This is a genomic window from Prosthecobacter fusiformis, assembly GCF_004364345.1.
GTDB classification, from domain to species: domain Bacteria; phylum Verrucomicrobiota; class Verrucomicrobiia; order Verrucomicrobiales; family Verrucomicrobiaceae; genus Prosthecobacter; species Prosthecobacter fusiformis.
Window position 1 is genome coordinate 314283 of record NZ_SOCA01000004.1, and the last position, 20439, is coordinate 334721.

Below are 20439 nucleotides of genomic sequence, written 5' to 3' on the forward strand. Positions count from 1 at the left end.
GGCCTAGCGCTGAACTTTGGAGTCGCCGCCCTCGGCCAGCTTCTGCACTTCCACCAGGGTGGCCATGCTGGTATCTCCGGGAGTGGTCATGGCCAGGGCACCGTGGGCGGCACCGTAGTCCACAGCCTTTTGCGGATCGTTTTCCAAAAGCATCCCTGCCACCAGACCGGCGACGAAGCTGTCTCCGGCACCGATGCGGTCCAGGATATCGAAACGCGGGTAGTTGCGGCTGCGGTAGAACTGTCCTTCGTGATAGCAGAGGGCACCCCAGTCATTGACACTGGCTGTGTGCACTCGGCGCAGGGTGGCGGCGACGGTTTTGAGGTTCGGATATTCTCCGATCAGGCGCTCGATGGCCGGACGCAGCTTGGAGTCTTCGATGGCAAAGATGTCATCTGGATCTGTGGCGACGGCGCTGGCCACCGGCGGCTCATCACTGAGCACGCCGAACATCACATCAATGTAAGGGGCGAGCTGGCGGTTGAGCGCCTGCGCACCGGGAAAACCGCCGCGCTCCTGCCAGAGGGAGGGGCGGTAGTTGAGGTCATAGCTGACGGTCACGCCGTGACGCTTCGCGGCCTCGCAGGCCTGGATGGTCAGCTCGGCCGTGGATTCGGACAGCCCGGCGAAGATGCCGCCCGTGTGCAGCCAGCGGCAGCCCAGGGTGCCAAAAAGATGGTCGAAATCGAAGTCGCCCGGCTTCAGTTGTGAGGCCGCACTGTGGCCGCGGTCCACGCTGCCCTTGGCCCCGCGCACGCCAAAACCGCGCTCAGTGAAGTTGATCGGATTGCGCACGCGTTTGCCCATGCCGTCATACGGCACCCATTTGATGAGGTCGGTATCGACACCGCCTTGCAGGATCAGGTCCTCGATCAGGCGGCCGATTTCATTGTCCGCAAAGGCGGTCAGGATGCCAGTGCGAAGGCCAAAGCAGCGCCGTCCGCCGCGAGCGACATTGTATTCGCCACCGCCCTCCCAGGTGGTGAACTGGCGGGAGGTGCGGACCCTCCCCTCACCAGGATCCAGACGCAGCAAAACTTCACCGAGGGAGAGGACATCGTAGTACGGTTGGCGGGACATGAGAACGGTAGATATGAAGCGTACACGGGCGGGAGCAAGGGGGAAGCTGTATGGAGAGGTGGGGATTTGGAGCCCAGTGCTCTTTGTGAAGCGGCTTATGAGGCTTATAGGACTATAGGATGAATAGGACTTATCCAATGAGGCCAGGAATTGAGGTGAAATTTGAGGGTGGCATTCATTACCCTGCTTCACAGATCACTGGCACCCGGCATCCTTCCTGCTAAAAGTGCCCTGAATGATACCGACCAACCCTTTGCGGGAGCATGGCTTCCGCCTCCTTGAAGATGAACTGAAGTTCCTGATGGATGCTTTTGCCAATGTGCTGCGCCGTCTGGGCGAGCCTGCACTGGCTGAAAAGCTGCCTTGGGCAGGCAAATGCGAAGGGATCGGGGATTCACCGGACCGCGCTTTGGGGCAGGCGTACTCCATCGCCTTTCAGATGCTGAACATTGTGGAGGAGCGCGCGGCCGCCCAGGTGCGCCGCCTGCGTGAAAAGGACAAAGGCCCCCAGGCGGAAAAAGGTCTGTGGCCGGACAATCTGCGTGAGATGCAGGCTCTGGGCCTGAGCCAGGAGGAGCTGATCGATGTCCTGCGTGAGGTTTTGGTGGAACCCGTTTTGACCGCCCACCCGACTGAGGCAAAGAGGGAGACGGTGCGTGAACTGCATCTGGAAATCTACAGTCTGATGAACCGCCATGAGAACCCGGCCTACACGCCGCGTGAACAGGCGCGTCTGCAGACTCATCTGGAGACACGGCTGGAAAACCTCTGGCGCACCGGTGAGATCCACGTGACCCGGCCCACCATTGATGCGGAACTGCAAAACGCGCTGCATTACCTGCGTGAAGTATTTCCCGAAGCTCTTTCCCGCGCTCACACACATCTGCGGGAAGCCTGGATCTCAGCCGGATATGATGCGGCCTCGGTGGACAGCCTGCCGCCGCTGCTGCGCTTTGGCACCTGGATCGGTGGAGACCGCGACGGGCATCCCTTTGTCACCTCCGAGGTGACTGAGAAATCCCTCAGCTCCCTGCGGGCGAATGCGCTGCGCATCCAGCGGCGCTCCCTGGAGGCGCTGGCTTTCCAGTCGCCGCTCAGCTCTTTGTTTCAAAAAACGCCCCAGGCTCTTGAGGCGTTGATCGAGCGTCTAACCACCAGCCTTCAGGCCGAGCCTGCGGTGGACCTAGCCTATATCCTGGAGCGCAACAAGGAGGAGCCTTGGCGTGCCGCCATCTACCTCATGCGGGCGAAGATCGTCCTGGCTACGGATAAGCCGGATTCACCTGCTGCCTATACCGAGGCCCCGCAACTGGACGCCGACCTGATGGCCTATGCGGAGTCTCTGGAAGCGGTGGGCGCGAGCACCCTGGTGCAGGAGTTCATCGTTCCTTTCCGCAGGCAGTTGCTGGCTTTCGGATTCCATTCCGCCATTCTGGACATCCGGCAAAATTCCGCCTTTCACGAGAAGGCGCTGGATCAGCTCATGGGCACCGCCGGGCTGCTGGGCGGGCGTCCGCTCAGTGAGTGGTCACTGTCAGAAAAGCGTGCCTTTTTGGAAAAGGAGCTGCTGTCTCCACGCCCCTTTCTGGCTCCTGGCATGAAAGCGGGACCGGAGGCGGATACCGTGCTGGCCTGTTTCCGCGTGGTCGCCACCCACCTGGCTAAATATGGTCCGGCTGGCCTGGGGGCGTTGATTGTTTCCATGACCAAAAACGTCGAGGATCTACTGACGGTTTACATCCTGGCCCGCGAGGCCGGACTGACGGAATGGTCTGCGGAGGGACTGCGCTGCCCGTTGCCTGTGACTCCCTTGTTTGAGACGATGGATGACCTTGAAGCGGGGCCGGGTATCGTGGAGGAATTTCTCTCCCATGACGTCACTAAACGCAGTCTGAAGAAGGATAAAAAGACCTTCCAGATGATGGTGGGCTATTCGGATTCTAACAAAGATTGCGGCATTTTGGCCAGCCAGTGGGCGCTGCATCGTGCCCAGACTGCACTGGCTTCCACTTGCGCGGCCCATGGGGTGAACCCTGTGTTTTTCCACGGTCGCGGCGGTACAGTAGGCCGTGGTGCAGGACCGACGCACTGGTTCATGGAGGCTTTGCCGCAGGGTTCGTTAGGCGGCTGGTTGCGCATGACGGAGCAGGGGGAGACCATTGCTCAAAAGTATGCTCATTTGGGCTCCGCCGTTTACAATACGGAGCTGCTCATGGCCTCCGCTGCGGCTGCCACTGCTCGCCATCGCCATGCGAAGGGGGAGCCTCTGGCCATTCATTCCACGATGGACCGCCTCGCCGCCTGGAGCCGCGATGCTTATCGCGGTCTGCTGCATGCACCGGACTTCATGCGCTTTTACCGCGCGGCCACGCCGATCGATGCCCTGGAGCACGCCCGCATCGGTTCCCGCCCGAGCCGTCGCACAGGGCAGGCCACGCTGGATGATTTGCGCGCCATTCCTTGGGTCTTTTCATGGACACAGTCACGCTTTTACCTGCCGGGCTGGTTTGGTGCAGGCTCGGCTTTGGAAAAGCTGCGTTCCGAGGATACGGCTGCTTTTGAAGAACTGCGCACGCAGCTTCGCGGCTCTCCCTTCCTCCGCTACGTGCTGACCAACATCGAAAGCTCCCTCGTCAGTGCCAACCCGGATCTCATGCGCCTGTATGCAAGCCTGGTCCCGGATGACATGGTGCGTGAAACCTTCCTGGGCACCATCCTGGCCGAATACACCCGCACCCGCGAGCTGCTGGAAGACATCTTCCAGGGCACCTTTGCAGATCGGCGTCCGCGCCTAGCTTATACCCTGGATATTCGTGAAGAACCTCTGCGTGTCCTTCATCATCAGCAGGTGAATCTGCTGCGTGAATGGCGTGCCTGCCTGGCTGCGGGTGAAAATGAAGGCGCTGAGGCGATGCTGCCGGACATGCTCATCTCCGTCAATGCGCTGGCCTCCGGCTTGAGGACCACCGGATAGCCGCTGTGCGCTGGAAACAGAGTGCGGACGCCCTCGTCCGCATCCTTTCAATGCCGCATTTCAACAGCTCGTCGGCACCCGCTGGGCGAGCTTCACGGCGTGCGGGATCGCGCCTAACACAAAGTTTAGACACTCCACGGCACCCTGCGGTTTCCCCGGCAGGGCAATGACCAGCGCCCGGTCCACAATGGCGGCCAGGCTGCGGCTCAGGATGGCATTGGGCGTGATCTCCACGGAGCGCATGCGCATCAGCTCGCCAAAGCCCGGGATCTCCACCCGCAGGATGCCACGGATGGCCTCCGGGGTTACATCACGCACATCGATGCCGGTGCCGCCGGTCGTGAGGACGAGCCCGCAGCCCTGGGAAATCAGGGACTGGATGGCCGACTGGATGCGGGCCAGATCATCGGGCACGATGACCTCGCTAATGACCTGCCAGCCATAGCCCTCGGCGGCAGTCCGCAGCGCGGGGCCGCCCAGGTCTTCATACACGCCTTGGCTGGCGCGGTCGGAAACCGTGATGATGCCGACGGGGATGGGAGTGGAAACAGGAGACATGGGAAGGTGGATCAGGGCAGGGGAGTTTTGGTTTTGGAAAGCAGGCGGACATCTGTGATCTGGATGTTCTTGTCCACCGCCTTGCACATGTCATAAATGGTTAGGGCTGCAATGCTGACTGCGGTCAACGCTTCCATTTCGACGCCCGTGGCCGCGGTGGTCTTGACCGTGGCGGTGAGGTGCACGTTTTCCCCGGTGACATCAAAATCCACGGCCACCTTGCTCAGCGGGATCTGGTGGCAGAGGGGGATGAGATGCTGGGTCTGCTTGGCGGCCTGGATGCCGGCGATACGGGCCACGGCCAGGACATCGCCCTTTTTGAGGCCGTTTTCACGGATCAGGCGCAGAGTATCTGGATGCAGCAGGAGACGTCCTTCCGCGATGGCCTCGCGCAGGCAGGGCGTCTTGTCAGAGATGTCCACCATGCTGGCTTTTCCAGCATCGTCCAGGTGTGTGAGGGAGGGCATGCTTGTATGATGGCAAGGCATGCCCGGTGCTCAAATGGAAGTCTTGCCCCCATGCCTGAATAGGGCCTCGCAAGGTATGAAGATGTCCGTGGCGATAAGGCCAGGGACATCCTGTTGACGAGCGGCCTCAGGGGAAGGCTTAGTACACGTCGCGGCGGTAGCGTTTGGCTTCCTTGAAGGCGGTCATGTATTCCACGGCTTCTTCAGGGGTCTTGCCACCTTCTTTTTCGATGATTGTGTGGAGGGCCTTGTCCACATCCACGGCCATGCGGGCGGCATCGCCGCAGACGTAGAAGATGGCACCTTGCTCCAGCCACGCGAAGATCTCGGCGCTGTTTTCCAGCAACTTGTGCTGGACGTAGATTTTCTCGGCCTGGTCACGGCTCCATGCGGTGGTCAATTTAGCCAGAGTGCCATCGGCCAGATAGCCTTCAAACTGGTCCTTGTAGAAGAAGCAGGTGGCTTCGTTGACTTCACCGAAGAACAGCCAGGCTTTGCCCTTGGCGGAGGTGGCTTTGCGCTCTTCCAGGAAGGCGCGGAAAGGGGCGATGCCGGTACCTGGGCCGACCATGATGACCGGTGTTTCTTCTTCTGGCTCTGGAAGGCGGAAGCCTTTGCCATGGTTGACGAAAACGGGGACCTTGGTCACGCCTGTTTCGATGCGCTCAGCCAGGAATGTGGAGGCGACGCCGCCACGCTCACGGCCATGGCTGGAGTACTTCACCGTAGCGACGGTGAGATGTACTTCTTCAGGATGCGCCTTCTGGCTGCTGCTGATGGAGTAAAGACGGATGTTCAGCTTTTTCAGCACGCCCATGAATTCGACCGGCTCAAACTTGGCGTCTGGATTTTCCAAAAGGAGATCAATCACGAAGCGGCCCCAGAGGTAATCCTTCAGTGCCTGCTTGGTCTCTGGAGTGGCCATGTCCGCCAGAAGGGTCTGGCCGTTGGTTTTTTCGATGATGGCCTTGATCAGCTTGTTATCCACTTCCGTGAGCAGGCTGCCTTCGGTCAAGGCCTGGCGGATCGGCACCTGGGCGGCGGCGTTTTTCGGATGCGTGACGATCTCTTCACCGGTGAAACCGAGGGCTTCCAGGGTATCCGACACAAGCTGAGGATCATTCGTCGGCTGAACCGCCAGGGAATCTCCAGGTGTGTATTCCAGTCCGCTGCCAGCGAGATCAATTTCGTAATGGCGCGTGTTCTTGGGGGCACCGGGGCCGGAGATGTCATAAGCGACCTTCACCGTGGCGATGAATGGATTTTTGACATTGTAAACGGGTTTGCCGGGCGCGGGGGTACTCATTGAAGGGTCGGGTTTAGGGATAGAAATGGGCGCGGAGACTAGACCGCTGAGAATGGTTGTCAATTCGCCCTTAGCAGGGTGCGTGCCGGAGACGCGGGCGGTTGTCGGTAATTTGCGAGAGTTGGGCGGTGGTTTGACTGTTTCTACAATTCCCCAATCAGACCTAAGAGTATCTTTTGAAACCAATGAAGTTATGTGGCTGTTGCACCAATCACCGCTTCCGCAGCGCGGCGTCCGCTGATGAGGGCTCCGTTGATGGAGGCATCTTCACACCAGTCGCCGCAGCGATAGAGACCGGGGGCCAGGACGGCAGGGAGGGGGCCTTCGCCTAACCTGAGCTGGCGGCTTTCAGGCAGGGCGTAGCGGATCTGATAGCTGCGTAGGTGGTTCCAAAGATACGCGCTTTCACCAAACCAAGCGGCCATCTGGTCGCGCACGACGCCTTCCAGTTCTTCGCTGGAAGGAGCGCCGATGATGCTGGCGGAGATGAGATGCTGTCCGTTCGGCGCATAGAGGGGGGAGATTTTTGACAGCACACAGGCGCTGTTTACAGGACCTCGACCATCGCCATCCAGGTAGATGGTGGGGGTCTCGGGTACGGGTAGATCCGTGGTGAAATAGAGGCAGGTGGTGCTACGGGCTGGAAGCAGTTTTTCACCAAAAGCGTCCGGCAGTAGGCTCGCGGCTACTTCTTCACTCACGGCAACGATGACGTGATCCGGATGAATGATTTCACCGCTGGCCAGGGTGATCTCCCCAGCGCGGACTGATGTCACGGGCGTATTCAACCGCAGGCAGCCGGGAGGCAGGGAGATGGCCATTTGGTCAGGTATGGCCTGCATGCCATGCGCCGGCAGGGCGGCACCGCCGGTGCTGAACATGGAGTATAAAAACAAGAACATGCGCGCGGAGGTGCGCAGATCCTTCTCCAAAAACACGCCGCCAAAAAAGGCGCGGAAAAAGCGGTCGATAAACTCCTCGCTGAATCCAAAATCGCGCAGGTAATCCTCAGTCTCCATCTCGGGGATGCGGCGTTCGATCTTACGCGTCGTCAGCACCTCGGTGCGTAACACGAGGGTGCGCCATTTATCCATCCAGGAGACGAAAGGATCCCGACTGTGTTTGACCGCATCACTGGGATGGTTGACGGGGTCTGAGAGACGATGAAACTTGCCTTTGTAAAAGAGGTCGGCTCCGCGATAAAACGGCCTTAGTTTCAGTCCCTCATAGTCTAGCACCCGGCGTGCTTCAGGATACGAAGGCAGCAGTACCTGAAAGCCGCGGTCCAGGGTGAATCCATCCACCACGTCTGACCGCACGCGCCCACCCACGGCATCGGCCGCTTCATAGAGGGTGAATTTAAGTCCCGCTTTAGTCAAAATGCGCGCACAGGCCAGCCCGGAAAGTCCGGCGCCAATGATGGCAATGCTGGGCTGTTGAGTGCTCATAATGAATCTGCTGCACCATGAATGCCGGATTTCTGATTGCAAGAGGCAGCGGAGCCGTCTGTGATGTTCTTGTTATGCCAGACAGACCTCGTTTGCTCATTCTCGGTGCCACAGGCCGCCTCGGCGGGACTCTGGCGGCTCATTTTGTGAGGAGTTATGAGATCTTGGCCCCAGGTCGTCAGATACTGGATCTGAACCGACCGGAATCCGTGGCGCAAGCCTTGAACGACCTGGATTTTGACTTCGCCATCAATGCCGCTGCGGTGACGAGTCCAGATGTCTGTGAAGACGATCCTGCCCTGGCCATGCGTGTGAATGCAGAATCTTCCGGTGTGGTGGCCAATGTCTGTGCCAGCCGTGGGGTACGGTTCATTCACGTGAGCACGGACTATGTGTTCGCCGGAAACGGCTGCGTTTTCCTGGATGAAAAAGCACCTGCACAACCGGTGAACGCCTATGGTCGCTCCAAGCGGGAAGGGGAAAAGGCGGTGCTAAAAGCCTGCCCGGAGGCCCTCGTCGCCCGCGTTTCCTGGCTCTTTGGTCCGCAAGGTGGAGGTGTGCCGGAAACCGCGATCCAGCGTGCGCGTGAGGGTTTGCCCCTGGGGTTTATTGAGGACAAATGGAGCGTGCCCACCAGCACGGTGGACATCGCCCGATGGCTGGAGCGTCTGCTGGTGGAACTGGCCTCCGTCTCAGGCCTGCTGCATCTGTGCAATGCGGGTGTGGCCACTTGGCGGGACTATGCGCAGGTATCCCTGGACTTGGCGCATCAACACGGGCTGGTGGGCCGTTGTCATGCCACCCATGGACTGCGTCTGCGGGATTTTCCTCAGTTCAAAGCTGCCCGTCCACCCTTCACGGTGATGAACAATGCCCGGCTGAGTTTTCTCCTGGGAGAAACACCGCGAAGCTGGCAGTCTGTGCTAGAGGAGCATATCGTATCCCTGATTGTTAAACCCAGCGCATGAGCCCTTCTCGCCGCCATTTTTTGCAACTCCTCTCCGGTCTGGCCGCTTCGCCACTGGCTGCTGCTGAAGCCGCAGGCCTGAACATCTCCGCCGCGTCCAAATACGTGGCCAGCCACAAAGGCAACGCTCTGTTCATCAAGCAGCATGGCAAGGTCATTCATGAAAGTTACTTCAATGGGGCCAAGCGTGGCGAGGCGCGGCGCATCTACAGCGGCACCAAGGGCTTCTGGGGGCTGGCTGCGATGGCTGCTGTGGAGGACGGACTAATATCTCTGGATGAAAAAGTATCCGCCACCCTGCCGTCCTGGAATGAAGGAGGTAAAAAAGACATCGTCATTGAGCAACTCCTCGACTTCAGTTGCGGCCTGGAGCGCTGCCTGCGCCTGCACCAGGACGGCCTGAAGGACCGAAATCAGATGGCCGTGGACCGACCCTTGGTCGGCACACCTGGAAGAAGTTTTATCTACGGCCCGAGTCCCTTGCAGGTGTTTCATGAGGTGCTGAAAAAGAAGCTCACCGGCAAGTGGCGCACTGAATCCCCCACACACTATTTGGAGCGCCGAGTCCTGCGTCCGCTCGGTCTGGGGTCGCAACGGTATCTGGCCGATGCCAAAGGCAATCCACTGCTGGCCGCAGGTTTTTTGATGACTCCCGCTCAATGGGCTCGCATGGGCGATCTGCTCCTGGCCAATGGCCGCCCTGTATTGAAAGCCTCCTCCATGGATGCCTTGCTGGAAGGTTCCTCAGCCAATGCTGCGTATAGCTTTGGGTTCTGGAACAACCGCGCTGCCGGGAAACCAGGCGCACGTGAGATTGATATCGAAGACCTCCTGGAAGTGGATTGGGATCGCCAAAACTGGGCCCAAGTCTGCATCGCCAAAGACGTTCCCCAAGACCTCATCGCCTGCATCGGCAGCGGCTACCAGCGGCTTTATGCCATTCCTTCCAGAGGACTGGTCATCGTCCGACAGGGAGTGAATGCATCCTATTCAGACGGCCAACTGCTGCGGACGCTGCTGGGGTGATCAGTTGCAGTCGTGCGATCCGATGGGCGTTGCGACCTTGATACAGGGAGGTTGGACTCATGAGAATCTGGCCACGGGCATTGGTGTCGATTTTGAAAGGCAGGTCTTGAAACCTTTTGTCTTCACAGAGCTGTTCCCGGGTAAACATGGATTGAGTCTAACTTAATTTTTCAATTCATCCAGGTTCGGGCTTTAGACACTCAGCCATTGATACATCATCATATGTTGATACATTGGTGGCATGGCCTCAATTCTTAAATCGCTCAGCCTCATTGCCGACCCGACGCGGGTGCGGATTTTGCTGCTGCTGAAGAAGGAGGAACTGAGTGTGGCGGAGCTTCAGGAAGTGCTGGCGCTGCCTCAGTCGAATATTTCGGCCCAGCTCGCGAAACTAAAATCCGCAGGGCTGGTCACGGACAGACGCAGTGGCAAGAACCGACTCTATCAGCTCGATGAACCCAGCAGCAAGGACAAGGCGGCGCATGAGCATTTCATCGCCCTCATGGAGGCGGCAGGCGCGGAGCTGAAGGAAGCTAAAAAGGATGACTCCGCGCTAAAGGTGGTCTTGAGAAAGCGCACGCGTTCCGCGCAGGCTTACTTCGATACTCTGGCGGGTAAATTTGGTCGCCATTACATCCCTGGCCGTTCATGGAAAGGTCTGGGTGAAACGCTCTTAAAATTGCTGCCGCCTTTGGTCATTGCTGATCTTGGTGCCGGGGAGGGCACGCTTTCCCAGCTTCTGGCTCAGCGGGCGGAAAAAGTGATCGCCGTGGATAACAGTGAAAAGATGGTGGCTTATGGAGCTGATTTGGCAGCCAAGCATGGCTTTACGAATTTGGAATATCGCCTGGGTGACATTGAGGAGCCGCCGATCTCACCAGGCACGGTGGACCTCGTCTTTCTGAGCCAAGCCCTGCATCATGCGCTAAATCCTGACCGGGCTATCCGTGCCGCATTCACGATCTTGAAGCCCGGCGGCCGCATCGTCATCCTGGACCTGCTGAAGCATCAGTTTGAAAAGGCCAGGGAACTGTATGCCGATGTCTGGCTGGGCTTTTCCGAGGCTGAACTGCACGAGATGCTCAGCAAAGCCGGCTTCCAGCAGACAGAGACCAGTCTCGTTCATCGGGAGTCTCAGAGTCCGCATTTCCAGACGATCCTAGCGCTCGCGCAAAAGGCGTAATTGAAGCGATGGCATGACCTGCCAGAGATCATCCCAGGGGTGCTTTCGTCGGTAACTTGGCTTGCCGCACAACTCGACAGCTAACCGTACGTCCGTCGGTGGCAGGCAGCGCGATGAGTCTTGCCTGAGAGGCAATGCTATGAATGCACCTGATCTCGACCCCGCCGGTTTCAAATCCCTGTCACCTGCCGATATTGAATTTCGTCGGGAGGTCATCTACTTCATTGTTTTGGACCGCTTCCATGATGGAAATCCAAACAATCTATCGGGGGACAGTAAGCTGAATGATCCGTCCCGACAGGATTGGAACAAATACTGGGGTGGGGATCTCCAGGGCGTTTTGGACAAGCTGGATTATCTGCAGGAGACCGGTGTCACGGCCATCTGGTTGACACCCCTTTTTGAGCAGGTGGAGGGGTTGGAGGATGATAAATGCCGTGCCCCCGTGCATGGTTACTGGGCCCGGGACTTCAAGCGCATCAATGCCCGTTGGCTCAATGATCCTGGCGAGGCTTCGTTGTTCCAATGCAAGGACACTCTGTTTGACCGCCTGCTGGCGGAAATCCACAAGCGTGGCATGAAGTTCGTCCTGGATATTGTCTGCAACCACAGCTCTCCGGCCACCAGTGAGGGCAAAGGCAAGCTCTACGATGACGGCAAGCTCGTCGCCGACCATGAAAATGATGTGGATCATTGGTATCACCACTATGGCGACGTGACTGACTGGGAGGATGAATGGCAAATTCAAAATCAAGAACTGGGAGGACTGGCCACTTTTAACGAAAACAACATCCGCTACCGGCGCTACATCAAGGAAGCTATCAAGCTCTGGCTGAGCCGGGGTGTCGATGCACTACGAGTGGATACGGTGAAGCACATGCCGCTGTGGTTCTGGCAGGAATTCACCACGGACATGCACACGTTTAAACCGGATGCGTTTGTGTTTGGTGAATGGATCAACAGCCATCCTGACAATGAGAAGTCTATAGAGTACGCCAATGAGGATGGCATGAACATCCTCGACTTCGGCCTGTGCCAAGCGATCCGCGATTGCCTGGGGGAGCGGAAGCGCCAAGGGTTCCTTCTGGTGCAGGAAATCCTGAGCAAGGATGGCAAATACCGGAGTGCGAGCGAGCTGGTGACCTTCATTGAGAATCACGACATGCCCCGTTTCCAGACCCTCAACCCGGACCGGGAGTCGCTCCATCTGGCCTTGGTTCTTCTGCTGACCTTGAGGGGGATACCCTGCCTCTACTATGGCTGCGAGCAGTACCTGTATTCCAACCGTGAAGGTGGAGAGGACCCTTACAACCGCCCCATGATGGAAACCTGGGGGCAAACGGAAGCCCGCCGCATCATTTCGATCTTGAGCTGCGAGAGACGGCTCAACCCATCTCTCCAGTGGGGAGGTGTGTGGCCGCAATGCGTGGAAAAAGATGTTTATGTATTCATGCGACGTTATCGTGACTCCCGGTGCCTGGTGATCCTGAACCGGGGCAAGAAAAGAAAGCTCAAGGTGACGGGATTGGCATTGCCAGATGGATCCTACCGATGCCTGCTGAGCCAGCGGGAAATACAGGTGAAGAACAGCGGTATGAAGCTCGAATTGGAATCGATGGACATGCTGGTGTTTTCGATGCGGGGCAAAACTTGTGAGAATTGTACCGTCGTGCATGTGCAAGTGGACGGCATCCCTACTGAGGCTGGCGAGCGTGTGGCCGTTGTGGGGGATTGTCCAGAACTGGGTGAATGGGACCTGGAGCACATGCAGTATCTGGAATGCGTGAACGACAACACCTGGTTTGGTGAAGTGGGGTTCGATGCATCATCCGGAAAGCCCATCGCCTACAAGTATGTGGTGTTAAAGCCTGATACCATCGACGGTGCCAAGCGTGAGAATCGCACACCGCGACGTCGTGTCTTGCCCGAAAAGGGCGCGGCCAAGTGGCGTGACCGGTGGGAACGGTAATCATTGGGGTCTGAATTCTCAGCATATTTTCATCCGCTACATCCGGGGGTGTTTTTGGGCGCGAACTCACAGGCCATGAATCTGGGAATCCTTTCCGGGTCCATCAATGGCTGGGGCCACACTCCGAATCTTCTCAATTCATTATGTCACCTGGAGTACAAATCTGTTATCACGCCTCGCATGAGCAATTCCGGCCTAGCGACCTAGTGAAATGGGTCCAGCGTGCTCAGCAGGCTGGGTTCGGGGGCTTTTTCAGCTCGGACCACTTTCATCCGTGGAGCGAGGCGCAGGGCCAAGCTGGCTTCTCGTGGTCATGGATGGGGGCGGCGCTGCAGGCCACTTCCCTTCCTGGGGCCATGATTTGCTGTCCGGGCTATCGTTATCATCCCGCTGTCGTCGCCCAGGCGGCGGCCACGCTGTGCGAAATGTATGAGGACCGCTATTGGCTGGCTATCGGCAGTGGCGAGGCCATCAACGAACGCATGACCGGCCTTCCTTGGCCTGCTAAGGACCTGCGAAATGCCCGTCTGCGGGAGTGCGCCGATGTCATCCGCGCGCTCTGGGCTGGAGAGATGGTGACGCATCGTGGCCTTGTACATGTGGAGGAAGCCAAGCTATATACTTTGCCAAAGAAGCCGCCGCTTTTAGTCGGTGCCGCCATCACTGAGAAGACCGCGGAATGGCTGGGCGGGTGGGCCGATGCGCTGCTGACCACCTCCCGTCCTCCAGACGAACTCAAAAGAATGGTGGAGGCCTTTCATCGTGGAGGAGGGGAAGGCAAACCGCTCTTTCTTAAAAGCGGCCTGTCCTATGCGGACACGAAAGAAGAGGCCCGGCTGCAAGCCCACCAGCAATGGCGCAGCGTGGCCTTTGCCCCAGATCTTCTGGCTGAGCTGCGCACCCCTGCGGAATTCGATGCCGCAGGCAAGCGTGTACGTCCAGAGGACATGGACGAAATGATCCGTATTTCAGACAGCCTCGATGAACACGCCGAGTGGATCAGCAATGATCTCGCGGCTGGGTTCACCCAGATCGTGCTGCATAACATCGGCACGAACCAGGAGGAGTTCATTGACGACTTCGGCAGCCAGGTGCTGCCGCAATTTCAATAGACTGCCCCTGAGAATTTTGACTGCTAAGCCGCTAGAGTCTCCCGCTGTGCCAGCGTGTGCGTGAAGGGACTGGATGCCGCCAAGTTATACTGGCGGATCGCAGTGGCCCAAAAAGGTGCCAGTTCGTGATCACGCGCAGACCAGAGGCGATAGTGTAGATCCGTAACCGTCTCGGTATCGTGGATCATGGCTTTGATCTCCTGGGGATTCAGGCACTGTGGGCCTTCTTTGATCAGCCGCGTGGCGAGCTGGTCCAGATAGGTCCGCGAGACGTGGATGTTCTTGCGGCGGCGCAGGAGGCTCACGTGCAGTCCGTTGACATACGGGTCTAGGCACACCTGGAGCAGGCCGTGATGCTTCTCCAGCTCAGGTGGCAAATGGATGCGGCCTTTGATCTCCAGCAGATTTTCATTCATCATCGCCAGCACTCCTGGAGGGTCCGTTTCCTCCGGTGTGGTGAAGAGGCCAAAACGAGACCCTGAACTCCGCCCCGAGACGAGGATGGCCACGGGTATGGCCAGGAAGAGGGCACCTAAGATGGGGCTGATCCAAAGCAGGAAACTGTGAGAAACGAACCAGCCGATGACTCCCCACACAATGGAGATGAGGCACACGGGCCAGAAGGTGAAAAAGACTTCCGCCCAATCCACACCGCCGTCCACTTTACGCCTTTGCGTCACCCAGCGTACGCCTTTTCCCAACACAGTATAGACGACAAACTGCGAGTGGAAAATCATCAGCACGGGTGCCATCAATGTGAAAACCACTGTATCCGCCATGCTGCTCATGAAGGTCATGAGACGCCGCTTCAACGGTTTGAAAAGACGGCCTGTGAGCACCTCATCCAGCAGGATTGTGACCTTGGGTAAAAAGATCAGCATGATGGTCACGCCTAACAAAAGTTGCTCAGCCAGGATGGACTGAGGGTTGTCATGTGGCAGACGGGTCGCCGCCAGGAATGTCGAGAAGACCAGGAAGAAGAACCACAGCAGGCTGCTGGCATAGCTGAGAATGCCATGCAGGAAATTGAGCCGGCTCATTGGATGCCAGCCTTTGGCAAACAGAAGCCAGAAGTGCTGCATGTTTCCCTGGCACCAGCGGCGGTCGCGTTTCAGCATGTCCACCAGAGTGGGCGGGCCTTCTTCATAGCTTCCACGAATGGTATTTAGAAGCCGCACCGCATAGCCTGCTTTACGCATGAGCGCTGCTTCCACAAAGTCGTGGCTCAGGATATGCCCGCCGAAGGGCTCCTTGCCAGGAAGTGCTGGCAGGGCACAGTTTTTGATGAATGGCTCCAGACGAATGATGGCATTGTGTCCCCAGAAGTTGGCCTCGCCACACTGCCAGTAGTCCAGTCCTGCCATGAAGGGCGGGCCATACAATGCCTGAGAAAATTGCATCACGCGGCCCAGCAGGGTATCCGCTCCGATCTGCTTTGGAAACGTCTGTAGGATGCCGATGCCAGGATTCTTCTCCATGATGCGCACCATGCTGGTGAGCAGTCCACCGGACATGAGGCTGTCTGCATCCAGCACTAGCATATAGCGGTAGCGCTTGCCCCATCGGCGGCAGAAGTCACTCACGTTGCCACTCTTGCGGTTGATCGGCTTGCGGCGCTTGCGGTAGAAAATGCGGCCAAAGGCATTGAGCTGACGGCAAAGCTCCAGCCAGGCTGTTTCTTCCTCGATCCACTGGCTCGTCTGGTTGGAATCGCTGAGGATGAAAAAGTCGTAATTTTTGGACTGACCCGTTTGCTCCAGGGACAGATAAATGGCACGCAGGCCTTCAAACACACGCGTCACATCTTCATTGAAGACCGGCATGATGATGGCCGTGCTCGCCGTGATATCCTCCTCCATGTCCTCCGGCTTCAAGGTGCGCCAGAGATCTAGCGGGTCTGGGTGAGGCCGGTTCATCAGCCACACACCGAAGAGCGCCGTCCAAAAGCCGACATTGAGCTGGTAATACAGAGGCACAAAAACCGCCAGCAATCCCCATTCGGACCAGCGCATGCCGTGCTCAGAGAGATACACAAACATCAGCCAGACACCCACAATGGTGCCCAGGCCGACAAATGAAAAGAAAGTGGCGCGCCGGGTACGTGCGATTCGTGGCGGCGGCATCCCGGCAGTCAGATTGATATTGGCCGTGCTGGCTCCGGTCATGCTCATCCGAGTAAAAAGTATAGGTAACCCAGCACACCGCCCACGATGCTGACCAGGATGGAATAACGAATGATGGGGTGGCGACCCAAGCGGTCAAAGGTGTCTTCAGCCACTTCGGAAACAATGCCGAGATCCATATCGCGTGGCGTCATCTTGCTGACCTGCATTCCAGGACCAGAGGTGCGCACGGCGGAACGCATGGCCTCCGTCATGTCCTTGGGCAAGTTCTCCTTATCCAGGAAAAAGTTTGGCCAGCGGGTCGGCCCGCCGCTGAGGTGAAAGCCCAATCTGCCCGCAGCTTCAAGCTGAGACTCATTCAGATGCATGTCGCTATAGATTACCCCCAGCCATTCACGCATCATCACACGAGCCTGCTCGATGCTGTGCGCCGTTGGCGTCCGGGTAGGATCTTTACGGTGCGCATCAGCCGCTCGTCGCAAAGTTTCCAGGATGAGCTGGGTGCGGCGGATTCGGTTATGCAATTGGTAGGAACGGAAATAGTCAGCAAGACGGGCATACGCCTCGTTCCACTCTTCTTCCGTGCCCGTATCGGGTGCAAATTGGATATTGACAGCTTCCATGAGGGCTCACTTGCGAGCCGCCATTAAGATGCGCAGATTTTGCCTCTAGGGAAGCAGTTTTCAAAAGCACTTTAGTTTATACCTGGGAGCCAAAGGAAATCGCCACTTTTAGGTATGAGGCTCAAAGAATACGCCTGCGCAGCCTTCCTTGCCTTGGCCGTTGCTACAGCTCCAGTGCCAACGGTCAGGTTTCGTCACGAACGGCTCCAGGCTGCCTCCTTCCAAAATGCGGAATTGTCCGCGTAGCTCGCCCCCTTCCAGTACATTCACGGATCTGGCGGCGATGCGCCCGTCCAGCGTCCCTCCCGCCTGGATGGTGATGGTTCCATCGCACGAAAAATCCCCTGTGGCGTGACCGCATACCCGCATGGCCCGCGTCTGCACAGGGTATAAAAATTCAACCTCCGCCCCTGGGGCGATGTCCAGCAGATCACAGGTCACACACTCGGCATACAGCCCTCGGTCAGAAATGACCTGCATCTGTGGGGCTCGCTCCTGCCCGTCTGTATCCACCCGTTGCAGTTTCGCTAGGCAGACTGGGCAGGTCGGTTGTGTAAAGGCACCGGTTGTGGCGATGGTGAAGAATAGATCGCTTCGCTCTGGTGGCAGTGTTTTCAATAAGGAGCATAAGGCCGCCGCATCCACTGTTTCGATCCGGTGCTCCTGCGCCGATGTAAGAGCCGTGGCCGTAAATCCGGCCGGTGCGATCAAAATGCCACGCGTGTTGCTGGCCGTGCGCACTTCCCGCGCAAAATGATTCACACTTTCAGGCGTTGCGCCCCATTCGTTCCAGCCGGAAATCTTCACCAACGCACGCTGCGGATAGGCCGTGGTGGGTTGTTCGATCATCCCAAACACCAGCGCACCGTCTGGCAAGACGCGGGAGCCCGCTAGCTCACATCCTGCATGCGCCGCAATGGCACGCACCAGTTCCGCCAGCCGCATCCAGTCCAGGCTGGCGATCAGCTCCGGCGTCCAGACTCCAGGCTCAGGAACGCCTGCTTCATCCTTCGGGGAGAAGCCGGCTTCACTCAGCGTGATGAAGGGATCGAGCATGGGCGGTAACGTTACAGAGTACGCAACAATAGCCCCGGCGGGTAGTGCTTATTTCACCACCTGCCGATGCCCGCGCTCGTTTCACAGGAAGTCCAGACCTAAATCCAGAGCACGGGCCGAGTGGGTCAATGCACCCACAGAGATGGCATTTACCCCCGTCGCTGCGACGTCCCGGATTGTCTCCAAAGTGATGCCGCCGCTGGCCTCCAGCCATAGCCGCCCGCCATTCATTTCCACGGCTTCACGCAGTTTCACCGGCCCCATGTTATCCAGCAGTAGCATGTCCACCCCTCGCAAGGTCAGAAAGCCTGCCACCTGCTCCAGATTGTCCGCTTCTAATTGGATGCGCGTGTCTGGCCGGTCCTGCTTCACCCGGTCAATGGCTGCCTGTAATTCCTCCAGGCCTCCATTAGCCGCCAGATGATTGTCTTTCACCATCACATGATCATAGAGACCCATGCGATGGTTGGTGCCGCCACCGGCTTTAACAGCGGCCTTTTCCAGCAGTCGCCATCCGGGAGTCGTCTTCCGTGTATCCCAGATTTGCACCGGGTGTGGTTTTACTGCTTCCACATACCGCCTTGCCTGTGTGGCCACCCCGGAGAGGCGTTGTAGGAAATTTAGGGCTGTGCGTTCACCTGTCAGGATTCCCCGGGAGGGACCGGATAGTTCCAGCAAGACATCTCCGGCCTCGAAAGGGCTGCCATCTTTCAGCACCACCTTGGCCTCGATCCTGGGCTCGATCTCCTGAAAAACTCTCAAAGCCACTTCCATGCCTGCCACCACACCCGGCTCGCGGGCGGCGATCCGCGCTTTTGACACGGATTCCTCAGGCACAAAATAAGTGGCCGTGACATCGCCGTTGCCCACATCTTCAGCGATGGCAGCGCGGATCAATTGTTCAGTACTTGAGTCCATAGGTGGATATTTAAAAACTCACTTCTTCGGCAGTGCGCGTGTCGCACCCACAGAGATGCCGCCGTCCACCAGCAAAAGCTGGCCCGTTACATAACGACTCTCCTCCGATGCCAGGAAAAGCAGAGGACCTTCCAGGTCATCCATTGCGCCGGGCCGTCCCAGGGGGATGCGTTCCGTCAGATACTCCACCCAGCCCGCATCTTCATACATCACCCGGTTTTGGGAAGTCTTGAACCACCCTGGTGCCAGCACATTCACGGTGATGCCGTTCTTACCCCAGTCATGCGCCAGGCTCATCGTCATCTGCTTTACCCCACCACGGCTAGCCCCATAAGGTGCCAGACCCGCATAGCCCGCCACACAGGTTACGGATCCAATGTTGATAATGCGTCCGTATCCGGCAGGAATCATGAATTGCTTCGCCACTTGCTGCGCCAGGAAAAAGGTGCCGCGCAGATTCGTGTCCACCACCAAGTTCCAGTCATCCCAGGTGATCTCCGTCGCTGGCTTGCGGACGTTGCAGCCTGCGTTGTTGACCAGGATGTCAATTTTCTCCACTTGGCCCTTCGCCGCCGCCACCGCTGCGGTGATGCTTTCGATGGATCGCACATCCAGTTCTAAAGAGAGACATTTGCGCCCCAAGTCCGTCACCTGCTTTTCCATCTCTTTAAGAGAGGCCATCGTCCGGCTGGAGATAACCAGGTCCGCGCCCGCCTTCGCCAAGGTCAGCGCGAACCGCTCCCCCAGGCCGCGTGAAGTTCCGGAAACAAACGCCGTGCGGCCCGTCAGGTCAAAAGCATGTGGTTGGCTCATAGAGAAAGACTGAAATCGTGGAAAAGGGCAGGGAAGTCAATGTCCCTCCGCTGAATCCGCTACTCACGGCGCCATCAAAGAGTGAGATGAGCCCTTCAACTGGGGTTCAAAATCAAAATCCAGATTTTGTGCGGGGACTTTGGTAAATTTGGGGTCTCAAAAAGAGCGTATTGGCTGACTGAGGCGTCCCGGCAGCCACCCAATGAACTGTAATTTCATAAGAATCGAGAAAACGGTCGAGAAAAGCTGACTCGACAGGCTTTTGTGAATAACTCACCAAGGTTCATAAGGCTAAAAATGAGCCGTACCTTCGCACAGACGAACATACTCCAAGTTAGCCCGTAGAGTATAACAAAAAGATGATCGATAGAATGCGGTATTCCGGCCGTGGGGAAGGCCTCAAAAAGCGAAAAAACCTTCAAAAAAGAGCAGAAAGGAGTTGCGGGGATCTCGGGACTGGCCATACTGCCAATCCGCCACCGAAACAGGAGCGGCTGACAAAAACGAAGCGAGCAATGAAGTTGTTCACGGAGTGGAAATCAGAAAGTGATCTTTCAGAAAACAACATCTTCAGATTGGCGAGAATGAGCGAAGCGGAAGCTGAGTGAGTTTGAGTGATTTGGAGAGACAAAAACGAAAGCTAAATTGTGCGCTGCGTGTTATGGAATGCGCAGCTTGCCTGAAAGAATGGCAAGGTCAATTTAGCTGACTTAAGGAAACTAAAGTCAGCACCAATTTTTGGAGAGTTTGATTCTGGCTCAGAACGAACGCTGGCGGCGTGGATAAGACATGCAAGTCGAACGGGATATTTCTGGT

The 20439-nt window shown here is 57.6% G+C and carries 16 protein-coding genes and 1 rRNA gene; 7 read left to right on the top strand and 10 right to left on the bottom strand.

Annotation, left to right across the window (positions count from 1 at the left end; all coding sequences use genetic code 11):
• Positions 1-3 precede the first annotated feature (3 nt).
• The gene (locus EI77_RS13885; protein ID WP_133795883.1) at positions 4-1080 is read right to left on the bottom strand and encodes a sugar kinase; all 1077 of its coding nucleotides are present in this window, start codon (positions 1078-1080) and stop codon (positions 4-6) included.
• Between the two features lie 235 nt (positions 1081-1315).
• Between EI77_RS13885 and EI77_RS13890 the strand changes: the two genes are divergently transcribed.
• Complete coding sequence (locus EI77_RS13890; protein WP_133795884.1) at positions 1316-4054, top strand: phosphoenolpyruvate carboxylase; 2739 nt, start codon at positions 1316-1318, stop codon at positions 4052-4054.
• Positions 4055-4114: 60 nt separating this feature from the next.
• Here EI77_RS13890 and EI77_RS13895 read toward each other — a convergent pair whose 3' ends face one another.
• From EI77_RS13895 to EI77_RS13910, 4 genes are all read right to left on the bottom strand, one after another.
• Positions 4115-4612 carry a MogA/MoaB family molybdenum cofactor biosynthesis protein gene (locus EI77_RS13895; protein WP_133795885.1) on the bottom strand — a complete coding sequence of 166 codons (498 nt, stop codon included), beginning with the start codon at positions 4610-4612 and terminating at the stop codon, positions 4115-4117.
• An 11-nt stretch (positions 4613-4623) separates the two neighbouring features.
• The gene (moaC, locus tag EI77_RS13900) at positions 4624-5079 is read right to left on the bottom strand and encodes a cyclic pyranopterin monophosphate synthase MoaC (RefSeq protein ID WP_133795886.1); all 456 of its coding nucleotides are present in this window, start codon (positions 5077-5079) and stop codon (positions 4624-4626) included.
• A gap of 139 nt (positions 5080-5218) precedes the next feature.
• A complete protein-coding gene (locus EI77_RS13905) occupies positions 5219-6385 on the bottom strand; it encodes a diflavin oxidoreductase (RefSeq protein WP_133795887.1) in 1167 nt (388 codons plus the stop codon).
• Positions 6386-6576: 191 nt separating this feature from the next.
• Complete coding sequence (locus EI77_RS13910) at positions 6577-7833, bottom strand: NAD(P)/FAD-dependent oxidoreductase (protein ID WP_133795888.1); 1257 nt, start codon at positions 7831-7833, stop codon at positions 6577-6579.
• Positions 7834-7907: 74 nt separating this feature from the next.
• Between EI77_RS13910 and EI77_RS13915 the strand changes: the two genes are divergently transcribed.
• The 5 genes from EI77_RS13915 to EI77_RS13935 all read left to right on the top strand — a co-directional run bounded on the left by EI77_RS13915 (position 7908) and on the right by EI77_RS13935 (position 14090).
• Positions 7908-8801, top strand: coding sequence for an SDR family oxidoreductase (locus EI77_RS13915; protein WP_166647255.1), 894 nt, complete (start codon positions 7908-7910; stop codon positions 8799-8801).
• Positions 8798-9826, top strand: coding sequence for a serine hydrolase domain-containing protein (locus EI77_RS13920; RefSeq protein ID WP_133795890.1), 1029 nt, complete (start codon positions 8798-8800; stop codon positions 9824-9826). The genes EI77_RS13915 and EI77_RS13920 overlap by 4 nt, the downstream gene beginning before the upstream one ends.
• A gap of 241 nt (positions 9827-10067) precedes the next feature.
• The gene (locus EI77_RS13925) at positions 10068-11009 is read left to right on the top strand and encodes an ArsR/SmtB family transcription factor (RefSeq protein WP_133795891.1); all 942 of its coding nucleotides are present in this window, start codon (positions 10068-10070) and stop codon (positions 11007-11009) included.
• Between the two features lie 139 nt (positions 11010-11148).
• Entirely contained in the window at positions 11149-12978 is a 1830-nt protein-coding gene (locus EI77_RS13930) for an alpha-amylase family glycosyl hydrolase (RefSeq protein WP_133795892.1), read from the top strand.
• Between the two features lie 143 nt (positions 12979-13121).
• Positions 13122-14090 (top strand): TIGR03885 family FMN-dependent LLM class oxidoreductase, encoded by a 969-nt coding sequence (locus tag EI77_RS13935; protein WP_133795893.1) that lies wholly within the window; start codon positions 13122-13124, stop codon positions 14088-14090.
• Positions 14091-14113: 23 nt separating this feature from the next.
• Here the strand turns inward: EI77_RS13935 and mdoH are convergent, their stop codons facing one another.
• From mdoH to EI77_RS13960, 5 genes are all read right to left on the bottom strand, one after another.
• Entirely contained in the window at positions 14114-16255 is a 2142-nt protein-coding gene (mdoH, locus tag EI77_RS13940; RefSeq protein ID WP_166647256.1) for a glucans biosynthesis glucosyltransferase MdoH, read from the bottom strand.
• Between the two features lie 2 nt (positions 16256-16257).
• A complete protein-coding gene (locus EI77_RS13945; RefSeq protein WP_133795895.1) occupies positions 16258-16836 on the bottom strand; it encodes a hypothetical protein in 579 nt (192 codons plus the stop codon).
• A gap of 108 nt (positions 16837-16944) precedes the next feature.
• A complete protein-coding gene (locus tag EI77_RS13950; protein ID WP_133795896.1) occupies positions 16945-17892 on the bottom strand; it encodes a polymer-forming cytoskeletal protein in 948 nt (315 codons plus the stop codon).
• Between the two features lie 81 nt (positions 17893-17973).
• Positions 17974-18810: a carboxylating nicotinate-nucleotide diphosphorylase gene (nadC, locus tag EI77_RS13955; protein ID WP_133795897.1), complete on the bottom strand. Its 837-nt coding sequence runs from the start codon at positions 18808-18810 to the stop codon at positions 17974-17976.
• Between the two features lie 18 nt (positions 18811-18828).
• Positions 18829-19623, bottom strand: coding sequence for an SDR family NAD(P)-dependent oxidoreductase (locus tag EI77_RS13960; protein ID WP_133795898.1), 795 nt, complete (start codon positions 19621-19623; stop codon positions 18829-18831).
• Between the two features lie 735 nt (positions 19624-20358).
• On the opposite strand from EI77_RS13960, the gene EI77_RS13965 reads away from it, so the two are divergent.
• Positions 20359-20439, top strand: a 16S ribosomal RNA gene (locus tag EI77_RS13965); the annotation flags it as partial.